General features: G+C 58.4%; 18 protein-coding genes and 1 riboswitch. Of the genes, 10 read left to right on the top strand and 8 right to left on the bottom strand.

Features of this window, described 5'->3' with window-relative positions; genetic code table 11:
• Nucleotides 1-13 precede the first annotated feature (13 nt).
• The gene (locus tag E4T21_RS07695; protein ID WP_205423516.1) at nucleotides 14-151 is read right to left on the bottom strand and encodes a CbtB domain-containing protein; all 138 of its coding nucleotides are present in this window, start codon (nucleotides 149-151) and stop codon (nucleotides 14-16) included.
• A gap of 88 nt (nucleotides 152-239) precedes the next feature.
• Nucleotides 240-462, bottom strand: a riboswitch (cobalamin riboswitch).
• A gap of 178 nt (nucleotides 463-640) precedes the next feature.
• On the opposite strand from E4T21_RS07695, the gene E4T21_RS07690 reads away from it, so the two are divergent.
• The gene (locus E4T21_RS07690; protein ID WP_149284443.1) at nucleotides 641-1,576 is read left to right on the top strand and encodes a helix-turn-helix domain-containing protein; all 936 of its coding nucleotides are present in this window, start codon (nucleotides 641-643) and stop codon (nucleotides 1,574-1,576) included.
• On the opposite strand, the gene E4T21_RS07685 is transcribed toward E4T21_RS07690, so the two are convergent.
• Nucleotides 1,500-3,059, bottom strand: a complete 1,560-nt coding sequence (locus E4T21_RS07685; RefSeq protein ID WP_149284442.1) for an amidase — start codon at nucleotides 3,057-3,059, stop codon at nucleotides 1,500-1,502. The genes E4T21_RS07690 and E4T21_RS07685 overlap by 77 nt on opposite strands.
• 402 nt (nucleotides 3,060-3,461) lie before the next feature.
• On the opposite strand from E4T21_RS07685, the gene E4T21_RS07680 reads away from it, so the two are divergent.
• The 5 genes from E4T21_RS07680 to E4T21_RS07660 all read left to right on the top strand — a co-directional run bounded on the left by E4T21_RS07680 (nucleotide 3,462) and on the right by E4T21_RS07660 (nucleotide 8,831).
• A complete protein-coding gene (locus E4T21_RS07680; RefSeq protein WP_149284441.1) occupies nucleotides 3,462-4,388 on the top strand; it encodes an NAD(P)-dependent oxidoreductase in 927 nt (308 codons plus the stop codon).
• A gap of 73 nt (nucleotides 4,389-4,461) precedes the next feature.
• Complete coding sequence (locus tag E4T21_RS07675; protein WP_149284440.1) at nucleotides 4,462-5,142, top strand: sigma-70 RNA polymerase sigma factor region 4 domain-containing protein; 681 nt, start codon at nucleotides 4,462-4,464, stop codon at nucleotides 5,140-5,142.
• Nucleotides 5,139-5,888, top strand: coding sequence for a DUF3307 domain-containing protein (locus E4T21_RS07670; RefSeq protein WP_149284439.1), 750 nt, complete (start codon nucleotides 5,139-5,141; stop codon nucleotides 5,886-5,888). The genes E4T21_RS07675 and E4T21_RS07670 overlap by 4 nt, the downstream gene beginning before the upstream one ends.
• A gap of 83 nt (nucleotides 5,889-5,971) precedes the next feature.
• The gene (locus E4T21_RS07665) at nucleotides 5,972-6,877 is read left to right on the top strand and encodes an N-acetylmuramoyl-L-alanine amidase (protein ID WP_240349325.1); all 906 of its coding nucleotides are present in this window, start codon (nucleotides 5,972-5,974) and stop codon (nucleotides 6,875-6,877) included.
• A gap of 232 nt (nucleotides 6,878-7,109) precedes the next feature.
• Nucleotides 7,110-8,831 (top strand): proline--tRNA ligase, encoded by a 1,722-nt coding sequence (locus E4T21_RS07660; protein ID WP_149284437.1) that lies wholly within the window; start codon nucleotides 7,110-7,112, stop codon nucleotides 8,829-8,831.
• Between the two features lie 366 nt (nucleotides 8,832-9,197).
• Here E4T21_RS07660 and E4T21_RS07655 read toward each other — a convergent pair whose 3' ends face one another.
• Both E4T21_RS07655 and rfaH read right to left on the bottom strand, forming a co-directional pair.
• Complete coding sequence (locus tag E4T21_RS07655; protein ID WP_149284436.1) at nucleotides 9,198-9,704, bottom strand: FKBP-type peptidyl-prolyl cis-trans isomerase; 507 nt, start codon at nucleotides 9,702-9,704, stop codon at nucleotides 9,198-9,200.
• A 25-nt stretch (nucleotides 9,705-9,729) separates the two neighbouring features.
• Entirely contained in the window at nucleotides 9,730-10,257 is a 528-nt protein-coding gene (gene rfaH / locus E4T21_RS07650; protein WP_149284435.1) for a transcription/translation regulatory transformer protein RfaH, read from the bottom strand.
• 172 nt (nucleotides 10,258-10,429) lie between these two features.
• Between rfaH and E4T21_RS07645 the strand changes: the two genes are divergently transcribed.
• Entirely contained in the window at nucleotides 10,430-11,794 is a 1,365-nt protein-coding gene (locus E4T21_RS07645) for an AmpG family muropeptide MFS transporter (RefSeq protein ID WP_149284434.1), read from the top strand.
• 214 nt (nucleotides 11,795-12,008) lie between these two features.
• On the opposite strand, the gene E4T21_RS07640 is transcribed toward E4T21_RS07645, so the two are convergent.
• Complete coding sequence (locus E4T21_RS07640) at nucleotides 12,009-13,847, bottom strand: SEC-C metal-binding domain-containing protein (protein ID WP_149284433.1); 1,839 nt, start codon at nucleotides 13,845-13,847, stop codon at nucleotides 12,009-12,011.
• 315 nt (nucleotides 13,848-14,162) lie between these two features.
• Between E4T21_RS07640 and E4T21_RS07635 the strand changes: the two genes are divergently transcribed.
• From E4T21_RS07635 to E4T21_RS07625, 3 genes are all read left to right on the top strand, one after another.
• Nucleotides 14,163-16,154 (top strand): DNA topoisomerase III, encoded by a 1,992-nt coding sequence (locus tag E4T21_RS07635; protein WP_149284432.1) that lies wholly within the window; start codon nucleotides 14,163-14,165, stop codon nucleotides 16,152-16,154.
• Nucleotides 16,151-17,101, top strand: a complete 951-nt coding sequence (locus E4T21_RS07630; protein ID WP_149284431.1) for a ketopantoate reductase family protein — start codon at nucleotides 16,151-16,153, stop codon at nucleotides 17,099-17,101. The genes E4T21_RS07635 and E4T21_RS07630 overlap by 4 nt, the downstream gene beginning before the upstream one ends.
• 105 nt (nucleotides 17,102-17,206) lie before the next feature.
• Complete coding sequence (locus tag E4T21_RS07625) at nucleotides 17,207-18,055, top strand: hypothetical protein (protein WP_149284430.1); 849 nt, start codon at nucleotides 17,207-17,209, stop codon at nucleotides 18,053-18,055.
• 233 nt (nucleotides 18,056-18,288) lie between these two features.
• On the opposite strand, the gene ppc is transcribed toward E4T21_RS07625, so the two are convergent.
• The 3 genes from ppc to relA all read right to left on the bottom strand — a co-directional run bounded on the left by ppc (nucleotide 18,289) and on the right by relA (nucleotide 24,375).
• Nucleotides 18,289-20,937: a phosphoenolpyruvate carboxylase gene (gene ppc / locus E4T21_RS07620; protein ID WP_149284429.1), complete on the bottom strand. Its 2,649-nt coding sequence runs from the start codon at nucleotides 20,935-20,937 to the stop codon at nucleotides 18,289-18,291.
• 223 nt (nucleotides 20,938-21,160) lie between these two features.
• Nucleotides 21,161-22,045 (bottom strand): nucleoside triphosphate pyrophosphohydrolase, encoded by an 885-nt coding sequence (gene mazG / locus E4T21_RS07615; RefSeq protein WP_149284428.1) that lies wholly within the window; start codon nucleotides 22,043-22,045, stop codon nucleotides 21,161-21,163.
• Nucleotides 22,045-24,375, bottom strand: coding sequence for a GTP diphosphokinase (gene relA / locus E4T21_RS07610; RefSeq protein WP_149284427.1), 2,331 nt, complete (start codon nucleotides 24,373-24,375; stop codon nucleotides 22,045-22,047). Before relA ends, mazG begins: the two co-directional genes overlap by 1 nt.
• Between the last annotated feature and the right edge of the window lie 152 nt (nucleotides 24,376-24,527).

Raw genomic sequence — 24,527 nt, 5'->3', positions numbered from 1 at the left:
CTCCGGAGGTGTTTCAGTGACACGGAAACACGAAGGAATGCCGGGTATCATGCGCTGCATTATGCGCTGCGCTCATCGGCAGGAAACCGACGGCATAAAGGACGAGCACTCCAAAGAGCACAACAGCCCCTTGCTGGCACAACGACGCCATTCTGGAAGCAGAACGAGAAGACCGAGAGGGGGAAGAAACAGGAATAGCAGACATGACATTATCCTTGGTGCCCGCCGCACCGTAAGTGGATGAAAGGAAATGACAGGCCGGTCTCCGGGCTCAAAGAGGATGCACATGCGTGTTCGTTGCCATGCATCAGCGCCTGCACCTTCCCGACATATGTCAGTGGTCTTCGCAGGCCGCTCTTATTACCGTTGCGGGGGCAGCGATGGGATTGGCCAATGACACAGCCGCACCATACTTCCCGATTATCCCCAGGTTACAGGGGCACCTATCCTTCAGCCGGTCATCCTAAAGCAATTGCTGCTTGTCTGGAACAGCGAAAGGCAAGCACTCCCCGACACCTGGACAAGATATCCAGGCACCTTTGCGGAATGACAGCTAGATTTTCAGAGGATTAGCTCGACGCTTCGAGCAATTTTCCTTGCCGGCACTTTCCCCTCGGGGAGCCTGAGCGGAGCCTCATGAATGCACAACAAACTTCTCCACAAGACAGCACGGGTACTGAAAGCCATCGACGAACATCAGGCGCTTGGCCTCGAAGAATTGTATTTGCTGCTCGGTCTGCCAAAGCCGACCCTCAAGCGCCTCCTGGATGACCTGGAGGAAATGGGCTGGCTCTATCGCCGCCTGGGTGACAAGCGCTATGTGTCACTGTCGAATATCCATGGTCCAGGCGATTCCCGCTACCACCTGGCCAAGGAAGCACACCCCTTTCTCGACCAGCTATTTGAATCAACGGGTTTGGCATCCGACCTGGTGATTGCAACCGCCAGTGGTCCAAGTATTCTCGAAAGCAACTTTTCACGTCTGGGCATCCGTACTGGCCGGGACCGACTGATCGGAGCCCGCCCCTGCCCCTTGCATGCCGCTTCGGGGCGCGCCTTGTGTGCTCACCAGCTATTGAATGGCTCCAGTTCATGGCTGGCTCCTGGGTTTCGAGACAATCAGCTTCGAGACAATCAACCTCAAGACAACCCGCTTCGTGACAGCCAGCTTCGCCAACTTGCCGATGAGTACCGGGACGGTTATTTCCGTCGCCTATCCGGAAACTGGGAATATGGCTTTCGTTTTCCTTTCAAGATTGATGCCATCGCCATTGCGTTATCCATCAAGCAGCGCACCATGGCCTCCCTCAATCTGTATTGGGATAAGCAGCGCTTTACGTACAAGACGGTAGAAAAGCGCTACCTGTCACGCCTGGAGGCCATCGGGCAGCAACTGATGCCCGTTCTAGAAAGACATGTCGCGACCCTGGAAACCTTGTCGCAACGCGATTTGCTTCCAGGGCCCGGCATGCCGGCTTCAGCTGCCTTTCAACCTGCGTTCAGCCAATCAACTGGGGACGTTGCTGCGTCAACCGCGAGGCCTGTTCGTAGGCATGCGCAATCTTCAGAACCTTGAGATCCTGATGCATGGGACCGATCAGCTGGATTCCCATGGGTCGCCCCCGGGAGTCGAAACCGGCTGGCACATTGACCACCGGACACCCGCTGAGCGTGCCCGGTGTCACTATCTGCATCCAACGGTGGTAGGTGTCCATGCGCCGACCATCGATTTCCTGCGGCCAATGCGTTTCTGCCTCGAAAGGAAAGACCTGCGCGGTAGGTAGTGCAACGACATCGTAGCGCTCGAACAGTGCATCCATCGCTGCATACCAACGGCTACGGGCAGCCGACGCCTGGAACACCTCCAGACCGGTCAAGCGCAATCCCCCTTCCACTTCCCACACTGCCTCAGGTTTCATCTGGGCACGCTTTGCTTCATCCACGTACAGGTCGTGAAGCCCACCGCTGACGAGAAAATGGCGCAATGTCAGCCAGGTCTCCCACAGCTCATCCATGGAAAAGTCTGGCTTCGCCTCTTCGACCTGGGCCCCCATATCCTCGAAATAAGCAAAGGCCTGACGGCAGACATCCAGCACGCCGGGTTCGGTAGGCAAGCTGCCGTCGAAGTCCCCCAGCCAGGCAATCTTGAGACCAGCGGTATCCATATCCAGATTACCGGCGTAGAGGGCATTGTCGGTTTCCAGGGATAACGGAGCGCGAGAATCGAAGCCAGACATCGTCGACAGCAGGCGCGCCGCATCAGCCACGGTGCGCCCCATGGGGCCTGCATAGCCTAGCTGCTGATAGAACTTCTCTCCCGACGGCCCTCCGGGAACCCGCCCCTGGCTCGGGCGAAAGCCGAAGACGTTGTTGTAGGCCGCAGGATTGCGCAGCGATCCCATCATGTCACTGCCATCCGCCACCGGCAGCATATGCGTCGCCAGGCCAACCGCTGCACCACCGCTACTGCCACCTGCACATAGCGCCGGGTCATAGGCGTTACGGGTGATGCCATAGACGGGGTTGTAGGTCTGCGAACCGAGACCGAACTCCGGCGTATTGGTCTTGCCGATCAGAATCGCCCCGGCATTACGCAGCCGCTCGACGAAGATGGCATCTTGCTCCGGCACCGATTCCTTGAACAGTGGCGAGCCAAGCGTCGTCGTGATGCCTTTCGTTGCCGCCAGATCTTTTACGGCATGGGGAAAGCCATGCATCCAGCCGCGATAATTACCCCGTGCCAGGTCATCGTCGGCAGCTCCAGCTTCTTCCATCAGCACTTCTCGAGATCGCAGTGCAACGATGGCGTTATAGGTCGGGTTGTAACGCTCGATATGGTCCAGGTAAGCCGTCATCACGTCACGGCAACTGACATTGCCCTGACGAATGGCGGAAGAAAGTTCATTGGCCGACAGGGCCACGATCTCGGAGGGAGTGCCTGGCTGCGGCGTAGTTCCATGAGCACTGGCGCTCACCCCCAGTCCAGAAGCTGCAAGCATACTGGCCCCCGCAGACAGCTTGAGAAAATCACGTCGATCCAGCGAATACGGTGTTGTCATGATGATGGCCTCGCAACGAGGAAACACTGGATAAATCGGCCAAAGTGGCCTTTATGCAGAATTTCCTTTTCAGGGTTCCTTGTTATTGGTCATTGGCGGCGTCCAACTACCACCAGAAAATGACCATAGCGAGACGGCAATGGGGCGTTAAGCCAGATTGGTTCCACATCCTGGAACCAGGCTTCCAGGAAGGTGCTGGTGGATGCATTGTTTATCCGGAATAAGGAAACTACGAGGCTTTGCCATATTGTGATAAAAACAACGGAAAACATTTCCATTACATCGCCATGACGCACAATCTAGCGCACCCAACAGATCACATATAACTGTTCGTACATAACAGTCCGTACATAGCAGTCCATACATAACAGAGCATACATAACAACAGGAGGACACTTGCCCATGTCTCAACCCCGTCTCGGTTTTCTCGGCATCGGCCTGATGGGCGACCCCATGACACGCCGCCTGGCACAAGCTGGCTTCGAGTTGGTGGTATGGAACCGCTCGAGAGACAAGGCCGAACAGGTGGCCAGGGAGGCCCATGCCAGTGTTGCCCGCAGCATCGCGGAACTGGTCGAGAACGTCGACGTGGTACTACTGTGCCTGGCCAACACGGATGTTGTGCGCGAAGTGGTCATGGGGCCTGGAGGCATCATGGAAAGCGCCCGAGAAGGCCTGCTCGTGATCGACCTGTCGAGCTCCGACCCAGCCGCCACTCGGGACATGGCTGCCGAATTGAAGGCCCGTACTGGTGTCTCCTGGGTCGATTCACCGGTATCCGGCGGCGTCGCGGGTGCCGAAGCGGGTACCCTGGCCATCATGTGTGGAGGTGAAGCTGCGGACGTGGAAGTCGCTCGCCCTATCCTCGCACCACTGGCGGCACGCATCACGCACATGGGGGATGTAGGTGCGGGACAGGCCACCAAGGTGTGCAACCAGATGATTGTCGGCTGTGCAGCTGCAGTCATTGCTGAAGTGGTTGCCCTGGCCGAGGCCAGTGGTGTGGACGCCACCCGGCTGAGCGAGGCCCTGGCAGGAGGGTTTGCCGACTCCACCCCCTTCAGGATGCTGGCCCCACGCATGGCCACCCGGGACTTTGCGGATCCCAAATGGCATCTGCGCACTTTGCTCAAGGACCTCGACATGGCAGTCGCTCAAAGCCATCGCGAGGTTTCAGCCACGCCCATGACCGGCCTGGCCGCCCAGATCATGCGCAACCATGTCGCCAAAGGCCATGGCGAGCATGACCCCTCCACGCTGATCAGTGCCTATCGGGAAGATTCTGTGTCGGGCAGCTCTGCTACCAGCCAAGGGAAAAATAGCCCATAAAGGCTATAAATTTGAAATATAGCCTCAAGGGGCTATAGTTAATGTCATCCACAGGCTCAGGAGTTGCTTGCTCATGGCAACATCTGCCGTTGCTGTCATCACGGGTGACCTGATTGCCTCGCGCCGAACCGATCGCGAGGCAATCTATCGCCACCTGGACAACACCCTCGATGGACTGGCAAGCCATTTCGAGGGCGCCCACGCACGCTTTCGCGGAGATGGCTTTCAACTCGCCATGCGCATGACCAGCAACGCTCTCGACGCTGCCGTGATGCTACGCGCCGAGCTGATTGCCGCCAGCCCCAAGGGCCAGCGCTGGGATGCACGTCTCAGCATCGCCGTAGGTCCCTCGAGCTGGACACCGTCAAGCTCCTTGACCGATGCCGACGATGCCCCTTTTGTCACCTCCGGACAGGCTCTGGATATGCTGTCCCAGGATCAGCGACATCTCGTCCATGCGTTCAGCGAAATGCCGCCGAACCCTTCGGGCAACGGCGCTCGACTGCAGGCCGCCGATGCACTCCTGATCCACTATGTGGATGAGATGATCGATGGCTGGTCGCCCGCATCGGCCGAAGTCGTGGCCATGAAACTCGCGATAGAGAACATCACTCAGCGACAGCTCGCCGAAGCCTTGGGGATCCGCCAGCCTAGCGTACACAAGCGCCTGCAGGTTGCCCGCTGGGAATTGCTTGATGCTACTCTGAATCACTTCCGCCACCTGCCTTTCACCGGCTCGGAGTCGAACGCATGACAGATCTGGATGCCAGCCTGCCGCTTGCCCTGCTGATCGCGCACCTGGTCGGTGACTTTATCCTCCAGCCGACTGCCTGGATCCATGATCGTCGCGAACACGGCATGCGTTCCCGGCGCCTGGCGCAGCATGCGCTGCTGCATACACTTCTGGCCCTGCTGGCCATGTCGATCACGGCCACGTCACTAGGCGGCATGCTGCTGTTGATGGCACTGATACTGGGTGCCAGCCATTGGTTGATCGATCTCGGCAAGGTAAGCCTGGAGCAACGCTACCCACGACATCCTCTGGCCCTGTTCCTGCTCGATCAGACCCTGCACCTGAGCATCATCCTGGCTCTCTGGCTGATGGCCAGCGGTAGCCTTGCTCCTCTCGAATCCGCCTTCACCCAGCTGACATCGCCCAAGGCGCTGGGCCTGATCGCAGCCTACCTGATCGTGACTCGCCCCATGTCGGTCGTCATCGCCATGATCATGAAACCACTGGCTGACCAGTTGGATGCCCCTGGCACCTTGAGCCGAGCCGGTGCCCGCATCGGCATTTTCGAACGCCTGCTGCTGCTGACGCTGACCTTGTTCGACCAGTTGATGGCCGCCAGCATCGTTATCGCAGCCAAATCGGTGCTGCGCTATGGCGACCTCAAGGAGCAGCGAGACCGCAAGCTGACCGAATATGTCCTTCTCGGCACTCTTATCAGTGTCTCCAGTACACTCATCCTGGGGCTTCTGGTCAGGACCTTGCTATGACCTCAGGAACATCACCCCATAAAGCACTTGTGCTCCAAAAAACGTCTGTGCTCCAAAAAACTCTTGTACATGGCGCCATACTATTGCTTGCCGTACTATCACTTGCCCTGTTGCTTGCTGGCTGCGCCCGGAACAAGGTACCGCATGAGTTTCACGACAAGGCGAGGCCAGCAGTAGAACAACGAGATGGCTATATCGTCGATCATCGTCATCCCGCCCAGGGACACAGCAGCAGGATCCATTTTCTGGTGCTGCATTACACCGATGAGAACCAGGCCGACTCCCTGCGCATTCTCACCGGCCCCCATGTCAGCAGTCACTATCTCGTGACGTTGCCGACGCGACACCTGCAGGACCAGCCCGTCATCCTGCAACTGGTCGATGAATCTCGCCGCGCCTGGCATGCCGGCGACAGCCGATGGGGCCAACGCAGCAGGCTCAACGACACCTCCATCGGCATCGAGATCGTCAACACTGGCCCAAACCACCCCTGGGTGGGCAGCCATGCTCCCGATACCACTCCCCCCGGACTTGAATGGATGCCCTATCCCGATAAACAGATCGATGCCCTGATCGCACTGTCTCGGGATATCATCAAACGCCACCATATTCCTCCGCAACACGTTCTGGCTCATTCGGATATCGCTCCCGAACGCAAGCTCGATCCAGGTCCCGCCTTTCCCTGGAAACGCCTTCACGACGCCGGCATTGGCGCCTGGCCCGAGCCGGAGCGGGTAGACCACTACCGAGCCCGCTTTACAGCAGCACCGATTGACCTCGCCACGCTGCAACGAGCATTGGTTGCCTGGGGCTATACACTCGACATCAGCGGCGAACTGGACGATACCACCCGCGCCACACTACGGGCCTTCCAGATGCACTTTCGCCCCACGGACTACCGCGGCCTGCCCGATGCCGAAACCAGCGCCATTCTCTGGGCCTTGCTGGAGCGTTACCAAGATGACGCCTGGCAGGAACTCGATAGCTGATGCCAAGCCGCCTTTTCCAGCAGATCTCTTCTCCCTGCGGTTAATCTCCCAGCGGTTGATCTCCAGACTCTCCCAGCCGTGCCATGCACAGGCCGTATGAACGCTTCCCTTTTGCTGCGATACCGGGTTAGCCGTACAATGCTTGTCACTTTGCCGAAAGTCTCCGGACATACGCCTCCCCGGGGATCAAGCGGCAACCCAGTTATCTCGCTTTGAAGGAATCCGCGGACCCATGCGCGCCACCGAGCTACTCATCGCCACCATGAAGGAAACCCCTGCCGACGCTGAAGTCATCAGCCATCAGCTGATGCTGCGCGCAGGCATGATTCGCCGCCTGACATCCGGGCTCTATACCTGGTTGCCGCTGGGCCTCAAGACCCTGCGCAAAGTCGAGCGCATCATTCGCGAAGAGATGGACCGGGCCGGAGCCCAGGAAGTGCTGATGCCATCCGTACAACCTGCGGAACTGTGGCAGGAATCCGGCCGCTGGGAGCAGTATGGCCCAGAACTACTGCGCCTGATTGACCGTCACCAGCGTGATTATTGTGTTGGCCCTACGCATGAGGAAGTGATCACCGACCTGGTGCGCAGGGAAATCTCCAGCTACAAGCAACTGCCGGTCAACTTCTATCAGGTCCAGACCAAGTTCCGCGACGAGATCCGCCCGCGCTTCGGTGTGATGCGCTCTCGCGAGTTCATCATGAAGGATGCCTATTCCTTCCATGTCGACGAGGAATCACTCAAGGACACCTACCAGAAGATGTACGATGCCTATACACGCATCTTCACTCGCCTTGGGTTGGATTTCCGTCCGGTCATCGCGGACAACGGCTCCATCGGTGGTACAGGTTCCCATGAGTTCCACGTGCTGGCGCAATCCGGCGAGGATGACATCGTCTTCTCTACCGAGTCCGATTACGCCGCCAACATGGAGAAGGCCGAGGCCTTGCCTGCAGCTGTGGGCAGCAACCCCGAGCGTCCGGCACCAAGCGAGGAATTGCGCCTGGTCGACACCCCCAACGCCAAGACCATCGCCACCTTGGTCGAGCAGCACGGCCTGCCCATCGAGAAGACCATCAAAACCTTGATGGTACATGGTGCCGAAGGCGGTCTGGTCGCATTACTGGTGCGTGGCGATCACGAACTCAACGAGATCAAGGCCGAGCAGCAACCCGAGGTGGCGACACCTCTGACCATGGCCAACGAGGAAGAGATTCGTGCCATCGTGGGTGCTGGTCCTGGCTCCCTGGGTCCAGTAGGACTCGACATGCCGATCATCATCGATCGCAGCGTGGCCCTGATGAGCGATTTCGGCGCAGGCGCCAACATCGATGGCAAACATTATTTCGGCATCAACTGGGAACGCGATGCTGCACTGCCCCGAGTTGCCGATATCCGCAACGTGGTTGAGGGTGATCCCTCTCCCGATGGTCAGGGTGTACTGGCGATCAAGCGCGGTATCGAGGTGGGCCATGTCTTCCAGCTGGGTCGCAAGTACAGTGAAGCCATGAACGCCACAGTGCTCAATGACTCAGGTCGCGCCATCCATCCCTGGATGGGTTGCTACGGCATCGGCGTGACCCGTGTCGTGGCGGCTGCCATCGAACAGAATCACGATGCCAACGGCATCATCTGGCCGGATGCCCTGGCACCTTTCCAGGTCGCCATCGTGCCGATGAACGCCCACAAGTCCCAGCGTGTGCGTGAAGAGTCAGAGCGTCTTCACGACGCCCTGACTGAAGCAGGCTACGACGTGCTGCTGGATGATCGCGACCTGCGCCCCGGCGCACGCTTTGCCGATCAGGAGCTGATGGGTATTCCTCACCGTGTGGTAGTGGGAGACCGCAGCCTCGATAACGGCGAGCTGGAATACAAGGGACGCCGTGACAGTGATGCCACCATGGTCCCGCTGAACAGCATCCTCGAGTTCCTGGGCAATGCCATCAAGCGTTGATACCGGGTTCTGATGAATGTCTGAATAAAAGCCTGCGGGACTATGTCCCGCAGGCTTTTTTGTGCTCGTCTACCTTTCTCCGCCCACGTTTTTGGGTTTTGACCACACTTCGGGCTTTTCCTATAACTTTGAGCGCAAAAAAAAGCCGATCCAAGGATCGGCTGAAAAAAGGGGGTATTCCCCCTCCCCTGACGAGGGTCGAACGGCCTTTTGGGCCACGCGGCAGAGGGGTATGAATTGCCGCGTTTCGATAGAGCACATGTTAACGCCGGCTCAGATCTCACATGCTGACCCAGGTCAAGAGAAGGAAAGCTCCCAAGTCTCAATTGATATCATAGAGCGTTCTCATCACAGGATTTTTTCTCATCACAAGACTTTCTTGTCCTCGACCTGTGAATGCTCCGTACCGGGAGGCAGAGGATGGCCTTTCGCCAACTCTGCTCGCGTTGCCTCACGTACATCCAGCACTTCCAGATCATAGGAAAGCGCTTGTCCAGCCAATGGGTGGTTGGTGTCAATCAGTACGCTGCTGTCATTCACCTCCAGCACCGTCACGATCTGAGGGCCAGCCTCGCCGCGGGTCTGAAATGACATGCCAGGCTTGAGTTCAGGGACGGGAAAGGCACTCCGGCTGACCTTGCGTACCAGCGCTTCGTCGCGCGCACCGTAGGCATCCTCAGCCGGCAACGTAGCGCTCAATGTCGCACCAGCCTGGTTTCCCTCCAATTCCTGCTCCAGGGCAGCCATCAGGTTGTCATGGCCGTGCAGGTATTCCATCGGTTCTTGACGCTTGCGCGAATCATCCAGCACTTCACCCTGCGCATTGGTCAGTACATAGTGCAAGGTCACGACTCGCTGGGGGGAGATCTTCATTGGCCCTCCTGTCATACATTCGGCCTCAGTCACTGCGCTTGAGCGCAGTCACGGGCATTTCAAGACGCTGTTGGCGGTGGAGCATGTTGAGCAGCACAATGGCCCGTTCTTCCCCTTTGTGGCTCTCGAAAATGGCCTGAAGATCCTTGAAGGGACCTTCGCTGATCTCCACCGTTTCTCCTGCTCGAAAATAGAGCTGGCGCTCATCTTCAGGACGTGTCGAGCCATGTTCACGCAGCAAGGCAATGAAGTCGTCACTGACCGGTACCGGCATCGACTTGCCAAAGGTCACGATCTTGAGGACGCCTCGAGTAGAGCGGATCGGACGCCAGTTACTTTCTACCTGATCAAGTCGCAGGAACAGATAATAGGGAAACAGCGGTTCTTGCACCCACTCCAGGCGCCCGCGGCGCTTCTTCTGCACCTCAAGTACCGGATGGAACAGTTCATAGCCCTGGTTGGCAAGATGCTCCACGGCACGGAAGGATTCTCCACCCTTGCACTGAATCACATACCAACGCGGTTCGGCAGCCACTTTATCGGTGAGGCTCATAACATTCCTGATAACGGCCCGTGGCCATACTTCCAGCATTCCTCGACTGCATCGATGGAACGGCTGGTATCACCAACGCGGCTCTGTAACAATTCAACAGCTTGCGCAAAGCACCTATTTTACCATCCGTCCGGAGGGCTTTCCTCCGCATGACCTGGCAGGAGGCCACTACATGCCCGGATCTTCTTCACAGCAAAGCTGGCTCGAGGCTTTAACCGTCTATCTTCGTGCTCCAGTGCTGGCCATGCTGTTTCTGGGTTTCTCTGCAGGACTGCCCTTCCTTCTAGTGTTTTCGACACTCACTACCTGGCTACGTTCAAGTGGCGTGGAAGTGGCAGCGATCGGTTTCTTTTCCTGGATTGGACTGCTGTACTCGATCAAGTTCTTCTGGGCTCCTGTCGTCGACGCTCTGCCTCTGCCACTGCTGACCCGTTGGCTAGGCCAGAGGCGCAGCTGGATGCTGACAGGCCAGGCCATGATCATGGCAGGACTTGCTGGGCTATCGACCCTGGACCCAGCTGGCCAATTGCCTCTGGTAGCGGCCTTTGCCCTGCTGGTCGCCTTCGGCTCGGCCACCCAGGACATCACCCTGGACGCCTTTCGTATCGAATCCGCCGAGGAGAAGGCCCAGGCCGCCATGGCCTCCATGTACATCATCGGCTATCGCGGCGGCCTGATCATGGCAGGAGCCGGCGCGCTCTATATTGCCGCCGAGCAATCCTGGCATCTGGCCTACCTGACCATGGCAGCCTTGATGGTGGTTGGCATGATCACCATATTGCTGCGCCCGGAGCCCAAGCGCCAGACGCTGGCCAGCCGACTCATCAAAGAACCCCGGGTGCGCGCCTTCCTGCGCGCCAGCCGCCACCAGCCCACCTGGCTACGTCGCTTGGGGGCCTGGCTCATCGGCTCTGTGGTATGCCCTTTCATCGACTTTTTCAGCCGCTACGGTACCAAGGCCCTCGCGCTGCTTATCTTCATTGCCATCTACCGCATCAGTGACCTGGCCATGGCTTCCATGGCCTATCCGCTGTACGTGGACCTGGGGTTCTCACTGGAAACCATTGCCACGGTCACCAAGGTATTCGGGGTCATCATGAGCCTGCTGGGTGGCTTGGTTGGCGGCGTGCTGGTCGCCCGCTATGGCGTTGGTCCCATTCTGATAGCAGGTGCTGCAGCAACCGTACTGACCAATCTGATGTTTGCCTTTCTTGCGGTCAGCGGCGCCCAGATACATTTGTTGGTACTGACCATCGCTGGCGACAACCTGAGCAATGGCCTGGCCAGTGCCGTCTTCATTGCCTTTCTGTCCAGCCTGACGTCCAGGGCATACACCGCGACCCAATATGCCCTGTTCTCATCCTTGATGACCTTGCCAGGCAAATTCCTGTCCGGCTTCGGCGGCCTGGTGGTCACAGCCCAGGGCTATTCCAGCTTCTTCATCCTTGCCTCGGCACTGGGCATCCCCGCGCTATTGATGGCAGTCTGGATCTGGCGTCATCACGCAACCATCAGCGAACCACGCCCAACCGTCTGATGACAGCAAGACCAAGGCGGCAACGGAAATGATGAAGCATCTGGATGAGTTGACAAGAATAACGCTTGAGCCAACAGCTTGAATCAACAAACAGGCCCGCCGTCAATCGGCGGGCCTGTTTGTTGGTGGGTCCTGCTGTCATTGCGCTTTGCATCTCATCGCTCTTGCCATGCCGGCGCATTCCAGCACCCGTCCTGCAACGCAACATAGGGGCTCAAGCCTTGGCCTGTTGATCCAGCCACTGTAGCGCCCCTGGGGTACTGCGCCACTGATCACGCATCATGGTGCGGTATTGCCAGGCCTCAGCTATGCTGCCGGGGTTGGCAGTTGGGCGGGTCATGCCTGGACTTGGCCGAGGGTTCTCGCTGAGCAGCAACGTTGCAGCATGACCATTATGGCGCTGGGCACGTTCAAGGGCTTGGGCCGCTTCCTCGAGCTTGCCTAGGCGATACAGTGCCAGCACTTGCCCCATGTACATTCCCAGAAGAGGTTCGTCCTCTTCCTTGTCATTGTCCTCGGCATCCAGGGCCTTGCAGCTGATTTCCAGAGCCTCATCGTCGCGCCCTTCTCTCAACAGCTGATCAAGTACCAGTTCACGGAGTCCCAGGCTGTCATTCTCATCCAGGCTCAGCAACAGTTCGGCCAGTTCCCGCGACTGCTGGCGTGCACCACGTTCCATGCCCAACACCAGCGACAGTCCCGCCCTCAACAACTGGGCATTGTCACCCTCGTCCCAGGCGAAATTGCCATCTCCCACCTGACGCACCTGCAACAGCCAACGTTCCAGTCGCTCAGCCAGAGGCTCAAACAGACTAGGCGCCATCCACGGCAGGCGCCCGAAGCGGCCGGTAAGCGCCAACGACACACATTGCAGGACCGCAGGAGAATCAAGCTGTTCAGGGTTGGCACACAGGCCGGGCAACCACTGGCCTGCATTGACCCATGGGTCACCCAGGAAGCCCATCGGAGAATCAAGATCTATTTCTACCTGAAAGCCTTCCATGAAGGCGTCATGCAAAGCGTCTTCACGTTCCGAGCTACGATAGACCAACTGTCCATCCTGCCATTCGGCATGCAGTGGCGGTGGAGGTGGCAACTCGGCCAGCAGCGTCTGCAACCCGACCAGTGAATCGCCGAGGTCCTCTTCGGCAGAGAGCAACTGCTCGGCCAGCGTTGCGCCAGGGTCGTCGGCCAGGTCGGCCAGGAACTCCAACTGTTCCGAATCCAGGTCACCCTGCCGTGTCAGGCGTCGCAACCAGAAGCGGGAACGTTCGATGGCTTCCTCTTCATTGCCTTCATGCAACAGCAGCATGGCTTCGATATAGGCCAGGGTCGGGGAATCCGGCAACGCCTGCTGGGCCCGGACGAAAGCCAAGCGAGCACTATCCAGGTCATCGTTGTCCAGATGTGTCAGGCACAACTGTTCAAGAGCTGCTCCCCGCAGGAATAACGGGCCGCGCTCAAGGACTTCGTCGAGGAGCGCCTCACGCTTGCGGTAAAAGCCACGCTCCTGAAACAGATCGAGCAGTATTTCGAAAGCAGGCTCTGCCTGCTCAGGCAGACGTTCCCAGTCGGCATTTTCGAACAACGACTCAAGAATCTGCTGAGCACGCCCACGCTGTCCTGACTCGGCAGCAATCAGCCCGGCTTCCAGCAAGGCTTGCGCTGGCGCCTGTCCACTTGCCAGGGCAGCCTTCAGAGTTGCGCCTTTCCACTCGCGCAGAGAAAGCATCCACATCAAGTGCGGAGGCACTGGTCCGGGAAACTCCACTGCGCCGCAGCAACGCTTCATCTTGCGTCCTGAATCGCACCAGCAAAGCTCGTTTCGCCCCGGGCGAGCCAAGGACTCGCAGGCAAAATTCAGCCGCTCCAGAGGAGTCTGCGACCACAGCTCTGGAGCGAGAGCCTGGGCCAACGCGGCATTATCTCCCACTCGGTCAGGGCCTGTTTCTCTTGCCCAACTCACCAAGTAAGGATAATGCTCATCTCTTCGAATGGCTGCCAGGGCGCCGGAGGCAAAGCCCAGCAGTTGATCCACCCATACTGCCAGCATCGCCATCTCCCAAAATTCAAAAGCAGCACAGTCTACCAGTGGTCCATACGCCTGGGCAGGGGGGCATGACCGAAAGATCAACTCCTGCTGCATCTTCGCTTTGCAACTGCACCTTACCACCTCGCCTTGCCACTCTCCCAACGCCGACTCACTGACCATGGGGTTTCTGACATTGGCTACTGGCATCGGCTACTGATACCGGTTACAGATATCAGAGTTATACACTCTACATTCCATGGTAAACCTGACATTTTGCCGCAACATACTGTAAAAATACCCATAGATTCTACTCACTACCCAACCAAGCCGGATGCCATGCGCCTCATCATTGCAGAAAAGCCTAGTCTGGCACGTGCCATCGCGGCCGCACTGCCGACAACAGCAAAGCGACAGGAGGGTTACCTGGTGGCTGGAGATACCACTGTCACCTGGTGTCTCGGTCACTTGCTCGAACAGGCACCTCCCGATGCCTATGATCCTGCCTACAAGCCATGGCGGCGCGATCATTTGCCAATTGTGCCAAGCCGCTGGAAGCTCACTCCCCGCCCCAGGGCCAGAGGTCAGCTATCGGTCATTCGTTCGCTGCTCAAGCAGGCCAGCGTGGTGGTCCATGCCGGTGACCCGGACCGCGAAGGGCAATTGCTGGTACAGGAGGTCATCGAATACCTCGGCTGGAAAGGGGCCGTCGCCCGCCTGCTGGTGAATGACCTCAACCGACCTGCCGTGGCCAGAGCCTTGGCGCGGCTGGAAGACAATGCTCTCTTCCAGCCGTTGTATCAGGCTGCCGAGAGCCGTGCTCGGGCCGATTGGCTATACGGCATCAACCTGACACGAGCATGGACGCTGATTGGCCGCCAGGCAGGGATCGATGGTGTCCTGTCGGTGGGCCGGGTGCAAACTCCCGTGCTGGGGCTGGTGGTGCGCCGCGATGAAGAGATACGCCGCTTTGTTCCCTACCCGTTTCATGTCCTCTGGGCTGATCTTTCCGTTGCAGCAGGTACGCTTCGGGCCTGGTGGGTACCTGGCGAACAACACCGTCTCGATGAGCGGGGCCGACTGCTGGAACGGACGCCGGCGGAGGCCTTGGCCCAGCGCCTCGTCGGCGCCCAAGGGCTGGTATCAAGCGTGGAGACCCGCCAACGTCGGCAGGCTCCGCCCCTGCCCTATTCATTGTCGGCATTGCAGGTCGATGCGGCTCGCCGCCATGGACTCTCGGCCAAGGCCGTGCTGGATATCTGCCAACGGCTGTACGAGCGCCACCAACTGATCACCTACCCTCGTTCGGACTGTCGCTACCTGCCGGAAGAACACCTGACGACCCTGCCCCGCCAGCTGGCGTCTGCCTGTACCAACGACCCGACTCTTGCAGGCTGGCTGCGAGGAGCTGACCTGTCACGACGCTCCAAGGCATGGAACGATAAGAAGGTAAGCGCCCACCATGCCCTGGCTCCCACCGGCAGGCCCTTCGAACCTGCGCGCTTGTCATCCCAGGAAGCCGATGTCTACCGTCTGATCGCGCGCAATGTGATCGCTCAGTTCTACCCACCCCTGGAAACCTGCGAGGTCAAGGCTGAGTTCCTGATCCTCGAAGAGCGTTTCCGAGCCTCTGGGCAGCAGGTTCTGGTACCAGGCTGGAAGCCTCTGTTTACCACTCGCGAGGAAGCACCACCTCTCCCCGCCCTGAATCAAGGAGAAGCCTGCCACGTCAATGCTGCCGAGGTGGAGGACAAGGAAACCACACCTCCCGAGCCCTTTACTGACGCAAGCCTTATCAAGGCGATGATGAACATTGCCCGTTATGTCGACGACCCCGACGTGCGCAAGACACTGCGTGATACAGACGGCCTCGGAACCGAAGCGACACGGGCCAGCATCATTGAAACCCTGCTGGATCGCGGATATCTGGTTCGCCAAGGTAAGGCACTGCGTGCTACCCGATTGGGAGTGGCACTGATTCACTCCCTCCCGGAGGCGGTCAGTCGCCCCGAACGCACCGCACTATGGGAGCAACGCCTGGAGGCAATTACCAACCAGGCTGACCCGTCTTCCTTTATAGACGCTCTGGTGCAAGACCTGCATGGCCTGGTTGGCTCGGCGGATGCTGCGGCCCTGAGCCAAGCCATGGCGACGGCGCAGGGTGAAAGCATGGCGCCGGCAAGCAAAGGTCGTCGCCGCAAAGCCGGCGCCAGCAATACCGGCGCCAGCAATACCGGCAAGGGCAGAAAGAGCGCAAAAGGCACCCGAAGTAGCCGCTCCAGCAAAACGCGCAGAACCAGCAGACAGACTTCAGGAGAGGGATCCCGATGAGCTCGCACGATACCAGGCAAGCTCCTGTCACTCTGGTGATCGGCCCTGGCTCGATTGGTCGCCTGGTCGCCCTCCATCTGCAGGATCACAACGTCAACGCACTCACTCGCGACACGCAGATAGAAGTGCGCCTGCTCGGACGGCGTACTCTACCAACCCGGCAGAGCCTCACTGACCCAGATGGCAAGCACCGATCTATCGAGATCGCGACCCTGAATGACCCGAGCACCGCAGCTCGCCATGCCACTCTGGTACATGTCACTACCAAGGCATATGCCACCGATGCAGCTTTCTCCGCCATCGCTCCCTACCTGCCTGGTGATACGCCCATCGTTCTATGGCAGAACGGTATGCGAGTGCAGCGCCCCTTGACCCGTTCCTGGAGCGGTCCTGTCCTGTGCGCGTCGACCACCGAAGGTGCCTATGTTCACAATGACACTCAGGTCATCCATGCAGGACGGGGACACACGGTGATTGGCCACCTGGATGGTCAGCACCAGGTACTTGCCGAGCAGATAGCCACGACATTGACCCATGCCGGATTACCGGCCACCGCCGTCGAGGACATGGAAGTCCGGCTATGGCATAAGCTGGTCGTCAATGCCGCCATCAATCCACTGGTGGCCCAATACCGCATTCGCAATGGCCAACTGCGAGACCGCCCCTTTAGCACCATGGTCGAGGCAACCCTGAACGAGTTGACCCAGCTCATGACTGCCCTCGACATCCCCGCTCCACAGCCAGATGACCCCGATAGCTGGAGACGGCTCGTCTGGCAGGTCATCACCAACACAGCCAATAATCGCGCTTCCATGCTGCAGGATGTGCTGGCAGGCAGACCAACCGAATATGACGCGATTCTGGGCCCATTGCGCGAAGCTGCCATCGAGCAAGACATCGCAATACCCTGGCTGGACCAACTATGGCAACAATGGCACTTTTCGTAGACGTTCCAGTCAGAAGTTGTGCTCTGCCTCGAAAACGCTAATATGATGATCTGAAGGCCACTGACATCATTCATGCGCTGGGGCTCATTCGCTTCGGGACAACCCATGCACCATCATTTCGGCTACATTCACCCTCGTCATCTACGACGATCAGGATGCTTCGTGTTGGCAGCAGCGTTATTTGGCTGTGTACTGGCCATGTCCTCAAGCGTCCAGGCCAATGAGATTCCTCTCCAGGAGGTCATGGCGGCTATCGAAGGGGAGCATGAGGCAAACGCAGCGCATGACACGACAGCGATACAGATTGGCGCCACCGCGATAGCTAGTGCCATGGCGGCAGTCACGACAGAGCACTCCGAAGAAGCTGCTCGCTCCCAAGGCCACTTCTCAGCCAAGCCATCGGACAAGAATTCCCCGGCAGCATCCGAGAGGATCTTGAACGAGGAGCTGCTGGAGCCTCCGGTACTCGCCTTCGTCACCATGGATCAGCGCTTGGGCCAGTTGGGAGAGCGAGTCCTGATCCAGGGTGATGAAGTCAGCTCGCAGGATGGGCAGACATCTGGGTTCCGCTTGTCCGCAGGCTTCTCCCCCGACTGGAACGAGGTTTTCGACCTGGGGGCAGAATTGCGCTACAGGGAAAGTGACGACGTTGCCTCCAGCCATGGCGGCAACCGTCATGTGGAGGATGTCACCAGCCTCGGCGGCAGCCTTATCGCAGGCCTGCGTTTTGGCAGCTTCGGCCTGTACGGCAAGACAGGTGTCTCCCAGTGGGCAACCGATCCGGTAACAGGAACCAACAGCATTGCCTCATCCAGCGGCATGGCCCGCACCAAGGGAATCGGTGCTCGCTGGCTGAATGAAGACTGGATCGGCCAGCTCGAGTTCGAGGAATCCGATGCGCCTGAACTGGAGCATCTCAACATGGTCTCTGCCTCGATCCACGTGCCTTTCTAGCCCCTGACCTGTCTAGCCTCTGACCTGTCTAGCTCCTGACCTTTCTCGCCCCTGAACCAACCTTCTCTCGCTTTGTCTCTCTAGGCTTTCTGTCCTCTGCCCTCTCGCCCTGACTACTGGAAACTCACTGGCCACAGGTGGTTTGGCTTATACAATCCCTGACAGATATCGCCAAATGACATCGCCCGGCTCGAGAGCCGGGCGATGTCATGTCGTCTAGGCTGATAGCGGGATCAGCCCGTGTTGCGCAAACCTGCAGCGATCCCGGCCATGGTGACCATCAGGGCACGGGAGAGATCCGCGCTGATGGCGCCATCCGCATCCCGGTTACGCTGCAGAAGTTCCGCCTGCAGGCCATGCAACGGATCGATGTATGGATTGCGTACATCAATGGCCTGGCGAATCAGCGGAGTCTTCTCCAGCAGTTCATCCTGGTCCAGGACCTTGAGCAGTGCTTCCTGCAGGTGATAGAAACGTTGGCGTAAGCGCCCACCCAGCGCTTCGAGCGCCGGCTCATCAACCAGGCGATGCTCGTAATATGCAGCAATATCCACATCGGCCTTGGCCAGAAGCATCTCCAGCATGTCCAGATAGGTGCCGAAGAATGGCCATTCGGCACGCATCTCCTGGAGCACCTCGAGCCCACCAGGTTCCTCCAGTCGAGTGGCAAAAGCCTGTCCAGTCCCTAGCCAGGCGGGCAGCATCAGTCGAATCTGTGTCCAGGCGAAGATCCAGGGAATGGCGCGCAGGGTTTCCACCCCTCCATCCTGGCGCCGCTTGGCCGGACGCGAGCCAAGAGGCAGGCGTGCCAATGCTGTTTCTGGTGTCACTGCGCGGAAATATGGCACGAACTCGGGATCCTTGCGCACCAGCCCCACATAGGCTTCATGGGCAATTTCAGCCAGGCGGTCCAGTTCCTCACGCCATTCCGGCTTGGGCTTGGGCGGAGGCAGCAGCGACGCTTCGAGCACTGCACAGGTATAGATTTCCATGGAGCGCAAAGCGATATCCGGCTGACCGAACTTGAAACGAATCATCTCGCCCTGTTCCGTCACCCGCAGGCTGCCATTTACTGACCCAGGCGGCTGCGACAGGATGGCCGCATGCGAGGGGCCACCTCCGCGGCCTACAGTGCCTCCCCGACCATGAAACAGTGTCAGGTCGACACCATGACGCTTGCAGACATCCACCAGGGCTTCCTGGGCACGATACTGAGCCCATGCAGCCGCCAGTTGCCCTGCATCCTTGGCTGAATCCGAATAGCCGATCATGACTTCCTGGCGATCGCCGACAAGTTGGCGATAGCCCGGCAGTGCCAGCAAGCGGTCGATGACATCGCCGGCCCGGTTGAGATCGTCCAGCGTCTCAAACAGCGGGGCTATAGGCATTTCCACACTACCGCCCACTTCTTTCATCAACAGTGCCACGGTCAGCACATCAGAAGGCTGACCCGCCATGGAGATGATGTAGGTACCCAGGGCTTCGCCATACTCGGAGGCCGCCACACTGAAGGTGTCCAGCGTCTCGCGGGTCTCGGCTGAACATTCCCAGCGACGAGGAATCAATGGACGAGCAGAACTGAGCTCATCAAGCAGGAATGCCTGGCGTTGTTCCTCGTTCCATTCGCGATAGTTGCCAAGGCCAAGGTCGTGTGTCAGCTCTTCCATGACCTGAGAATGTCGCCCTGACTCCTGACGCAGGTCCAGCTTGGTCAGAGTAACGCCAAACACGGCAATGCGCCGCAACGTATCGAGCAGCACCCCATTGGCAATCGTGTCCAGTCCGACATCGCACAGCGAACGATAACAGGCCAGCAGCGGAGCATAGAGCTGGTCACGGGTCTCGATGATCGGGCCACCTTCGAAACTGCGTCCATCGAGCTCGCACTTGGCCCAGTCGCGCGTTGCCTCGACTCTCACAATCAGACGCTTGAGCAGTTCTCGATAGGGTTCAGCCACATTGCCTACCTCGGCACGCAATGCGCTGTTGGTATTCCACATCGACAGCTCGCTCTTGAGCTGTTCCAGATCACGCAGATACAGGTCCGCTGCCATCCAGCGACCCAGCAGCAGAACTTCTCGCGTAACTCGTGCCGTCACGTTGGGGTTGCCATCGCGATCACCACCCATCCAGGAAGCAAAGCGGATCGGTGCTGCATCCAGCGGCAGGCGTTCACCGGCGGCTTCCAGCAGCAGGTTATCCAGGTCACGATGGAAGTCTGGAACGGCCTGCCACAGGGAATTCTCGATCACAGCGAAGCCCCATTTGGCTTCGTCCACGGGAGTCGGCCTGTCGTGACGAATCTCATCGGTATGCCAGGCCTGACTGATCAGCTCTTCCAGACGCCCTTTTGCACGAACCGCACGCTCGGGATATTCGCTGGATGACTCAATGGTGGTAAGACACTCATCGATGGCATCGTACTTGCGAATCAAGGTACGCCGAATGACTTCAGTAGGATGCGCTGTCAGCACCAGCTCTACACGCATGTTGGCCAGTGTTTCCACCAGCTTGCGCGGAGAATGCCCCTCGTTCTGTGCACGTTGCAGCAATTCACCCAACACCGGTTGTGTACCGGGCTTGTAGTCTTCGACCCGACGAAAACGGGCGCGATAGTGCTGTTCAGCGATATTGGCCAGGTTCAGAAACTGGTTGAAGGCTCGCGTGACAGGTAGCAGGTCTTTCTCGGGCAGACGACGCAGGTAATCGATCAGCTCGCGCTGGCCGGCCTCTTCTCCGGACCGGCCACGCTTGGCCAGACTACGAATCGTCTCGATGCGAGCAACGAAGGCAGGTCCCAGATCATCCGCGATGGTGCGTCCAAGGCTATCGCCAAGAACACGCACGTTGTCACGCAATGATTCATGTAGGTCGTGGCTCATTCGGGAAACTCCTTGTCATGAGCAAACGCAAAAGATGTCACCGAGGTCAAGGAAACGCTGAATGAATCAGCCGAGCGAGATGAAGCGCAAGGCGCACGGAGCACAACAACCGGAACCTATTGGGTATAGGTGAGGATGGTGAGTTCCGCGCAACGCGGTGCTTCGCACGCGCAGGCATTCATGCAGCGCTTCCTTAGGTTATGGTAGATATTTTCCTCGATTATTATGACGCCACGCTCTCTGTACGCTTGGCGGCTTGCCAATGCCTCTCCATGCGCTCCAGGTCGGCCTCCTGGACAGCAACCCCCTCCGCTGCCAGGGCCTTTTCCAAATAACGAAAACGGCGCTCGAAACGCTCGTTGGTGCCACGCAGGCAACGCTCCGGATCCGCGCCAAGCTGACGCGCCAGGTTGACCGCAGCAAACAGCAGGTCTCCCACTTCCTCTGCGGCATGTTCACGATCACCTGCATCCAGCGCCTGCTGGATCTCGCCCAATTCCTCGGCAAGCTTGGCCATCACCCCCTGGGTATCCGGCCAGTCAAAACCGACCCGTGCAGCACGCTTGGAAAGCTTGGCCGCACGGCTCAACGCAGGCAACGTGCGCGGAACATCATCCAGTGCCGACGCCTGGCTGGCAGTATCACCTGCCACATCACCCTGAACCAGGCTACTGTCCCCGGCACGCGCCTCACGCTCCTGCGCCTTGAGCGCCTCCCAGCGCGAATGCACCTGCTGAGTTTCCAGCTCTGCGGCACTGATCCCTGAACGTCGCGATGCCATGCTGCCATCCGGAAAGACATGAGGATGCCGATTCACCATCTTGGCGGTGAGCACATGCACGATATCATCGAAGTCGAAACGCCCTTCCTCATGACCGAACTGTGCATAATAGACAACCTGAAACAACAGGTCCCCAAGCTCTCCTGGCAACTCATCGAATGCGCGACGCTCAATGGCATCAGCCACCTCATAGGCTTCTTCGATGGTATGCGGAACTATGCTATCCCAATTCTGCTTGACGTCCCAAGGGCACCCTTGGTCAGGGTCACGCAGCACCGCCATCAATGTCAGGAGGTCATCAATTGTGTAACGAGTCTCATCGCTCATCAGGTACGCCCTCCCTTACGATGATGCGTAGTCCCTTGGTGCGAAGGGTTATGCTGTGAATGTCGCTGGGGTGAGGCAGGTGCCCCTCCGCCAGTACCACGAAGGCGCTTGACCTCAATGATGTTGGACAGCTGCTGAATACGCGCAAACAGTCGTCCCAAGGTTTCCAGACCATCCACTTCCACAGTGATCGACATGCGCGCGATGCCATCATCGGTATTGGTACGGGTGTTGATAGCCAGTACATTAACCTTGTCATGGCCCAGGACTGCCGTGACATCGCGCAGCAACCCGGATCGATCCCACGCCAGCACCTCGACGTCAACAGGGTACTGGGTCCTCGCCCGCTCTCCCCATTCCACCTCAATCACCCGCTGCGGCTCATCAAGGCGTAACTGGAGGATGTTCGGACAATCCTCACGATGTACCGTGACCCCGCGCCCCTGAGTGATGAAACCGACAATTGGCTCGCCAGGCACAGGGTGGCAACAATTGGCCATGCTGGTCTTGAGATTGCCTACACCTAATACGGTGATATCACTCTCTGCGCCCTTGCTGGGCTTGCGAGGTTTGGCCAGCAAGCGCTCCAGGCGCTCCTGGTCATCGTTTTCCCCGAACAACTGCTGAGCCTGGTGCAGAACCTGGCCAATACGCAGATCGCCAGCCCCCAGTGCGGCATACATATCTTCGGCACCGGTGTAGTTGACTTTCTTGGCCAACTGGTCGAGATCCATGTCTTCCACGTCGAGACGCTTCATTTCACGCTCGAACAGGGCCCGACCTTCCTCGAGATTACGATCTCGGGCTTGATGCTTGAACCAGGACTGGATCTTGGCCCGAGCTCGAGAAGTTCGCACGAACCCCAGCGTCGGATTGAGCCAGTCACGGCTCGGAGCACTCTGGTTACCAGTGAGGATTTCTACCTGCTGCCCTGTCTTGAGACGATAGGTCAGGGGCACGATACGGCCATTGACCTTGGCCCCACGGCAGCGATGCCCTACCTCGGTATGTACCCGGTAAGCGAAATCGATCGGGGTTGCCATGCGTGGCAGGTCGACCACGTGGCCATCAGGAGTGAAGACATAAATACGGTCCGGCGCCACATCGGTGTTCAAGCCTTCACGCAGATCGCCCAGCTCACCCACTTCTTCATGCCACTCGAGCACCTGGCGCAACCAGGCAATCTTTTCTTCGTAGCTGGCACTCTTGGCGCTGGTGTCATGCCCCTTGTAGCGCCAGTGGGCACATACGCCCAGTTCAGCCTCTTCGTGCATCTCGAAGGTACGTATCTGAATTTCCAGCACCTTGTTTTCCGGCCCGAAGACCGCCGTATGCAACGATTGATAGCCGTTCTTCTTGGGATTGGCGATGTAGTCGTCAAACTCGTCAGGAACGTGATGCCACCGCGAATGCACAATACCCAGCATGGTGTAGCAATCACGCACAGTGGGCACGAGGATACGAACGGCCCGAATATCGTGGACCTGGGAAAAGGCAATGCGCTTGCGCTTCATCTTGCGCCAGATCGAATAGATATGCTTCGCCCGACCATCGACCTGATAGCTTTCGATGCCCTGCTCCACCATCAACGATTTGAGCGTCTCCACCACATCATTGATATAACGATCACGATCAAGGCGCTTTTCGGCCAATTGCTTGGCAATGGTCTTGTAATCGTCCTCGTGCAGATAGCGGAACGACAGGTCCTCCAGCTCCCACTTGAGCTGGCCAATACCAAGGCGGTGGGCCAGAGGTGCATAGATATCGAAGACTTCCTGCGCCACGCGCAGGCGCTTTTCCCGAGGAGCATCACGTACCTGGCGCAGGGCACAAGTACGCTCGGCAATCTTGATCAATGCAACACGCACATCATCGATCATGTTGACCAGCATCTTGCGCAGATTGTCTTCCTGATCCTGCTGCTGCAATCCAGGAGTATTGGGGTGAAGATTGCTGATGGCCGCCATCTGCAACACACCCTGGATCAGCGATGCCACTTCCTCACCAAAGCGCTTGGCCACCTGCTCGAGAGGAATGAGTTCTTCACGCACAGCACGGTACAGCACTGCAGCTTCGATAGCCGTCTGATCCAGGCGCAGTTCGCCGAGAATATCCGCCATTTCCAACCCCATGCGGAAACTCGAACCATCCTTGAGCCAGGATTTGTGTGGATGCGGCGATTCCCGTTCCAGTGCATGGGCCAGGCGACAGGCCTCGATCAGTTCCTGTGGACTTGGGACCTTGACGTCTTCCTGCAAACGCGCGACCCACTGATCGATGTCGACCAGGCCCTCCGTCGTAAGCGGCTGGTCCTCGCGTACTTTAACCATTGCGTGCAACTCCTTGCGAGATTCTATGTTGTCACTGTTATTGAACGTTCAGGACACCGTCCCTGGTGGCCTCTTTTCCTTCCTGCCTGTTTCCCTGCTTGCTGTTCAGCACCTGCTCAACCCATCATTTTCACAGCTCATTGCTCGCACAG

Origin of the sequence: Halomonas binhaiensis, assembly GCF_008329985.2 — a bacterium.
GTDB lineage: Bacteria > Pseudomonadota > Gammaproteobacteria > Pseudomonadales > Halomonadaceae > Halomonas > Halomonas binhaiensis.
This window is presented reverse-complemented; position numbering and strand designations above follow the sequence as displayed.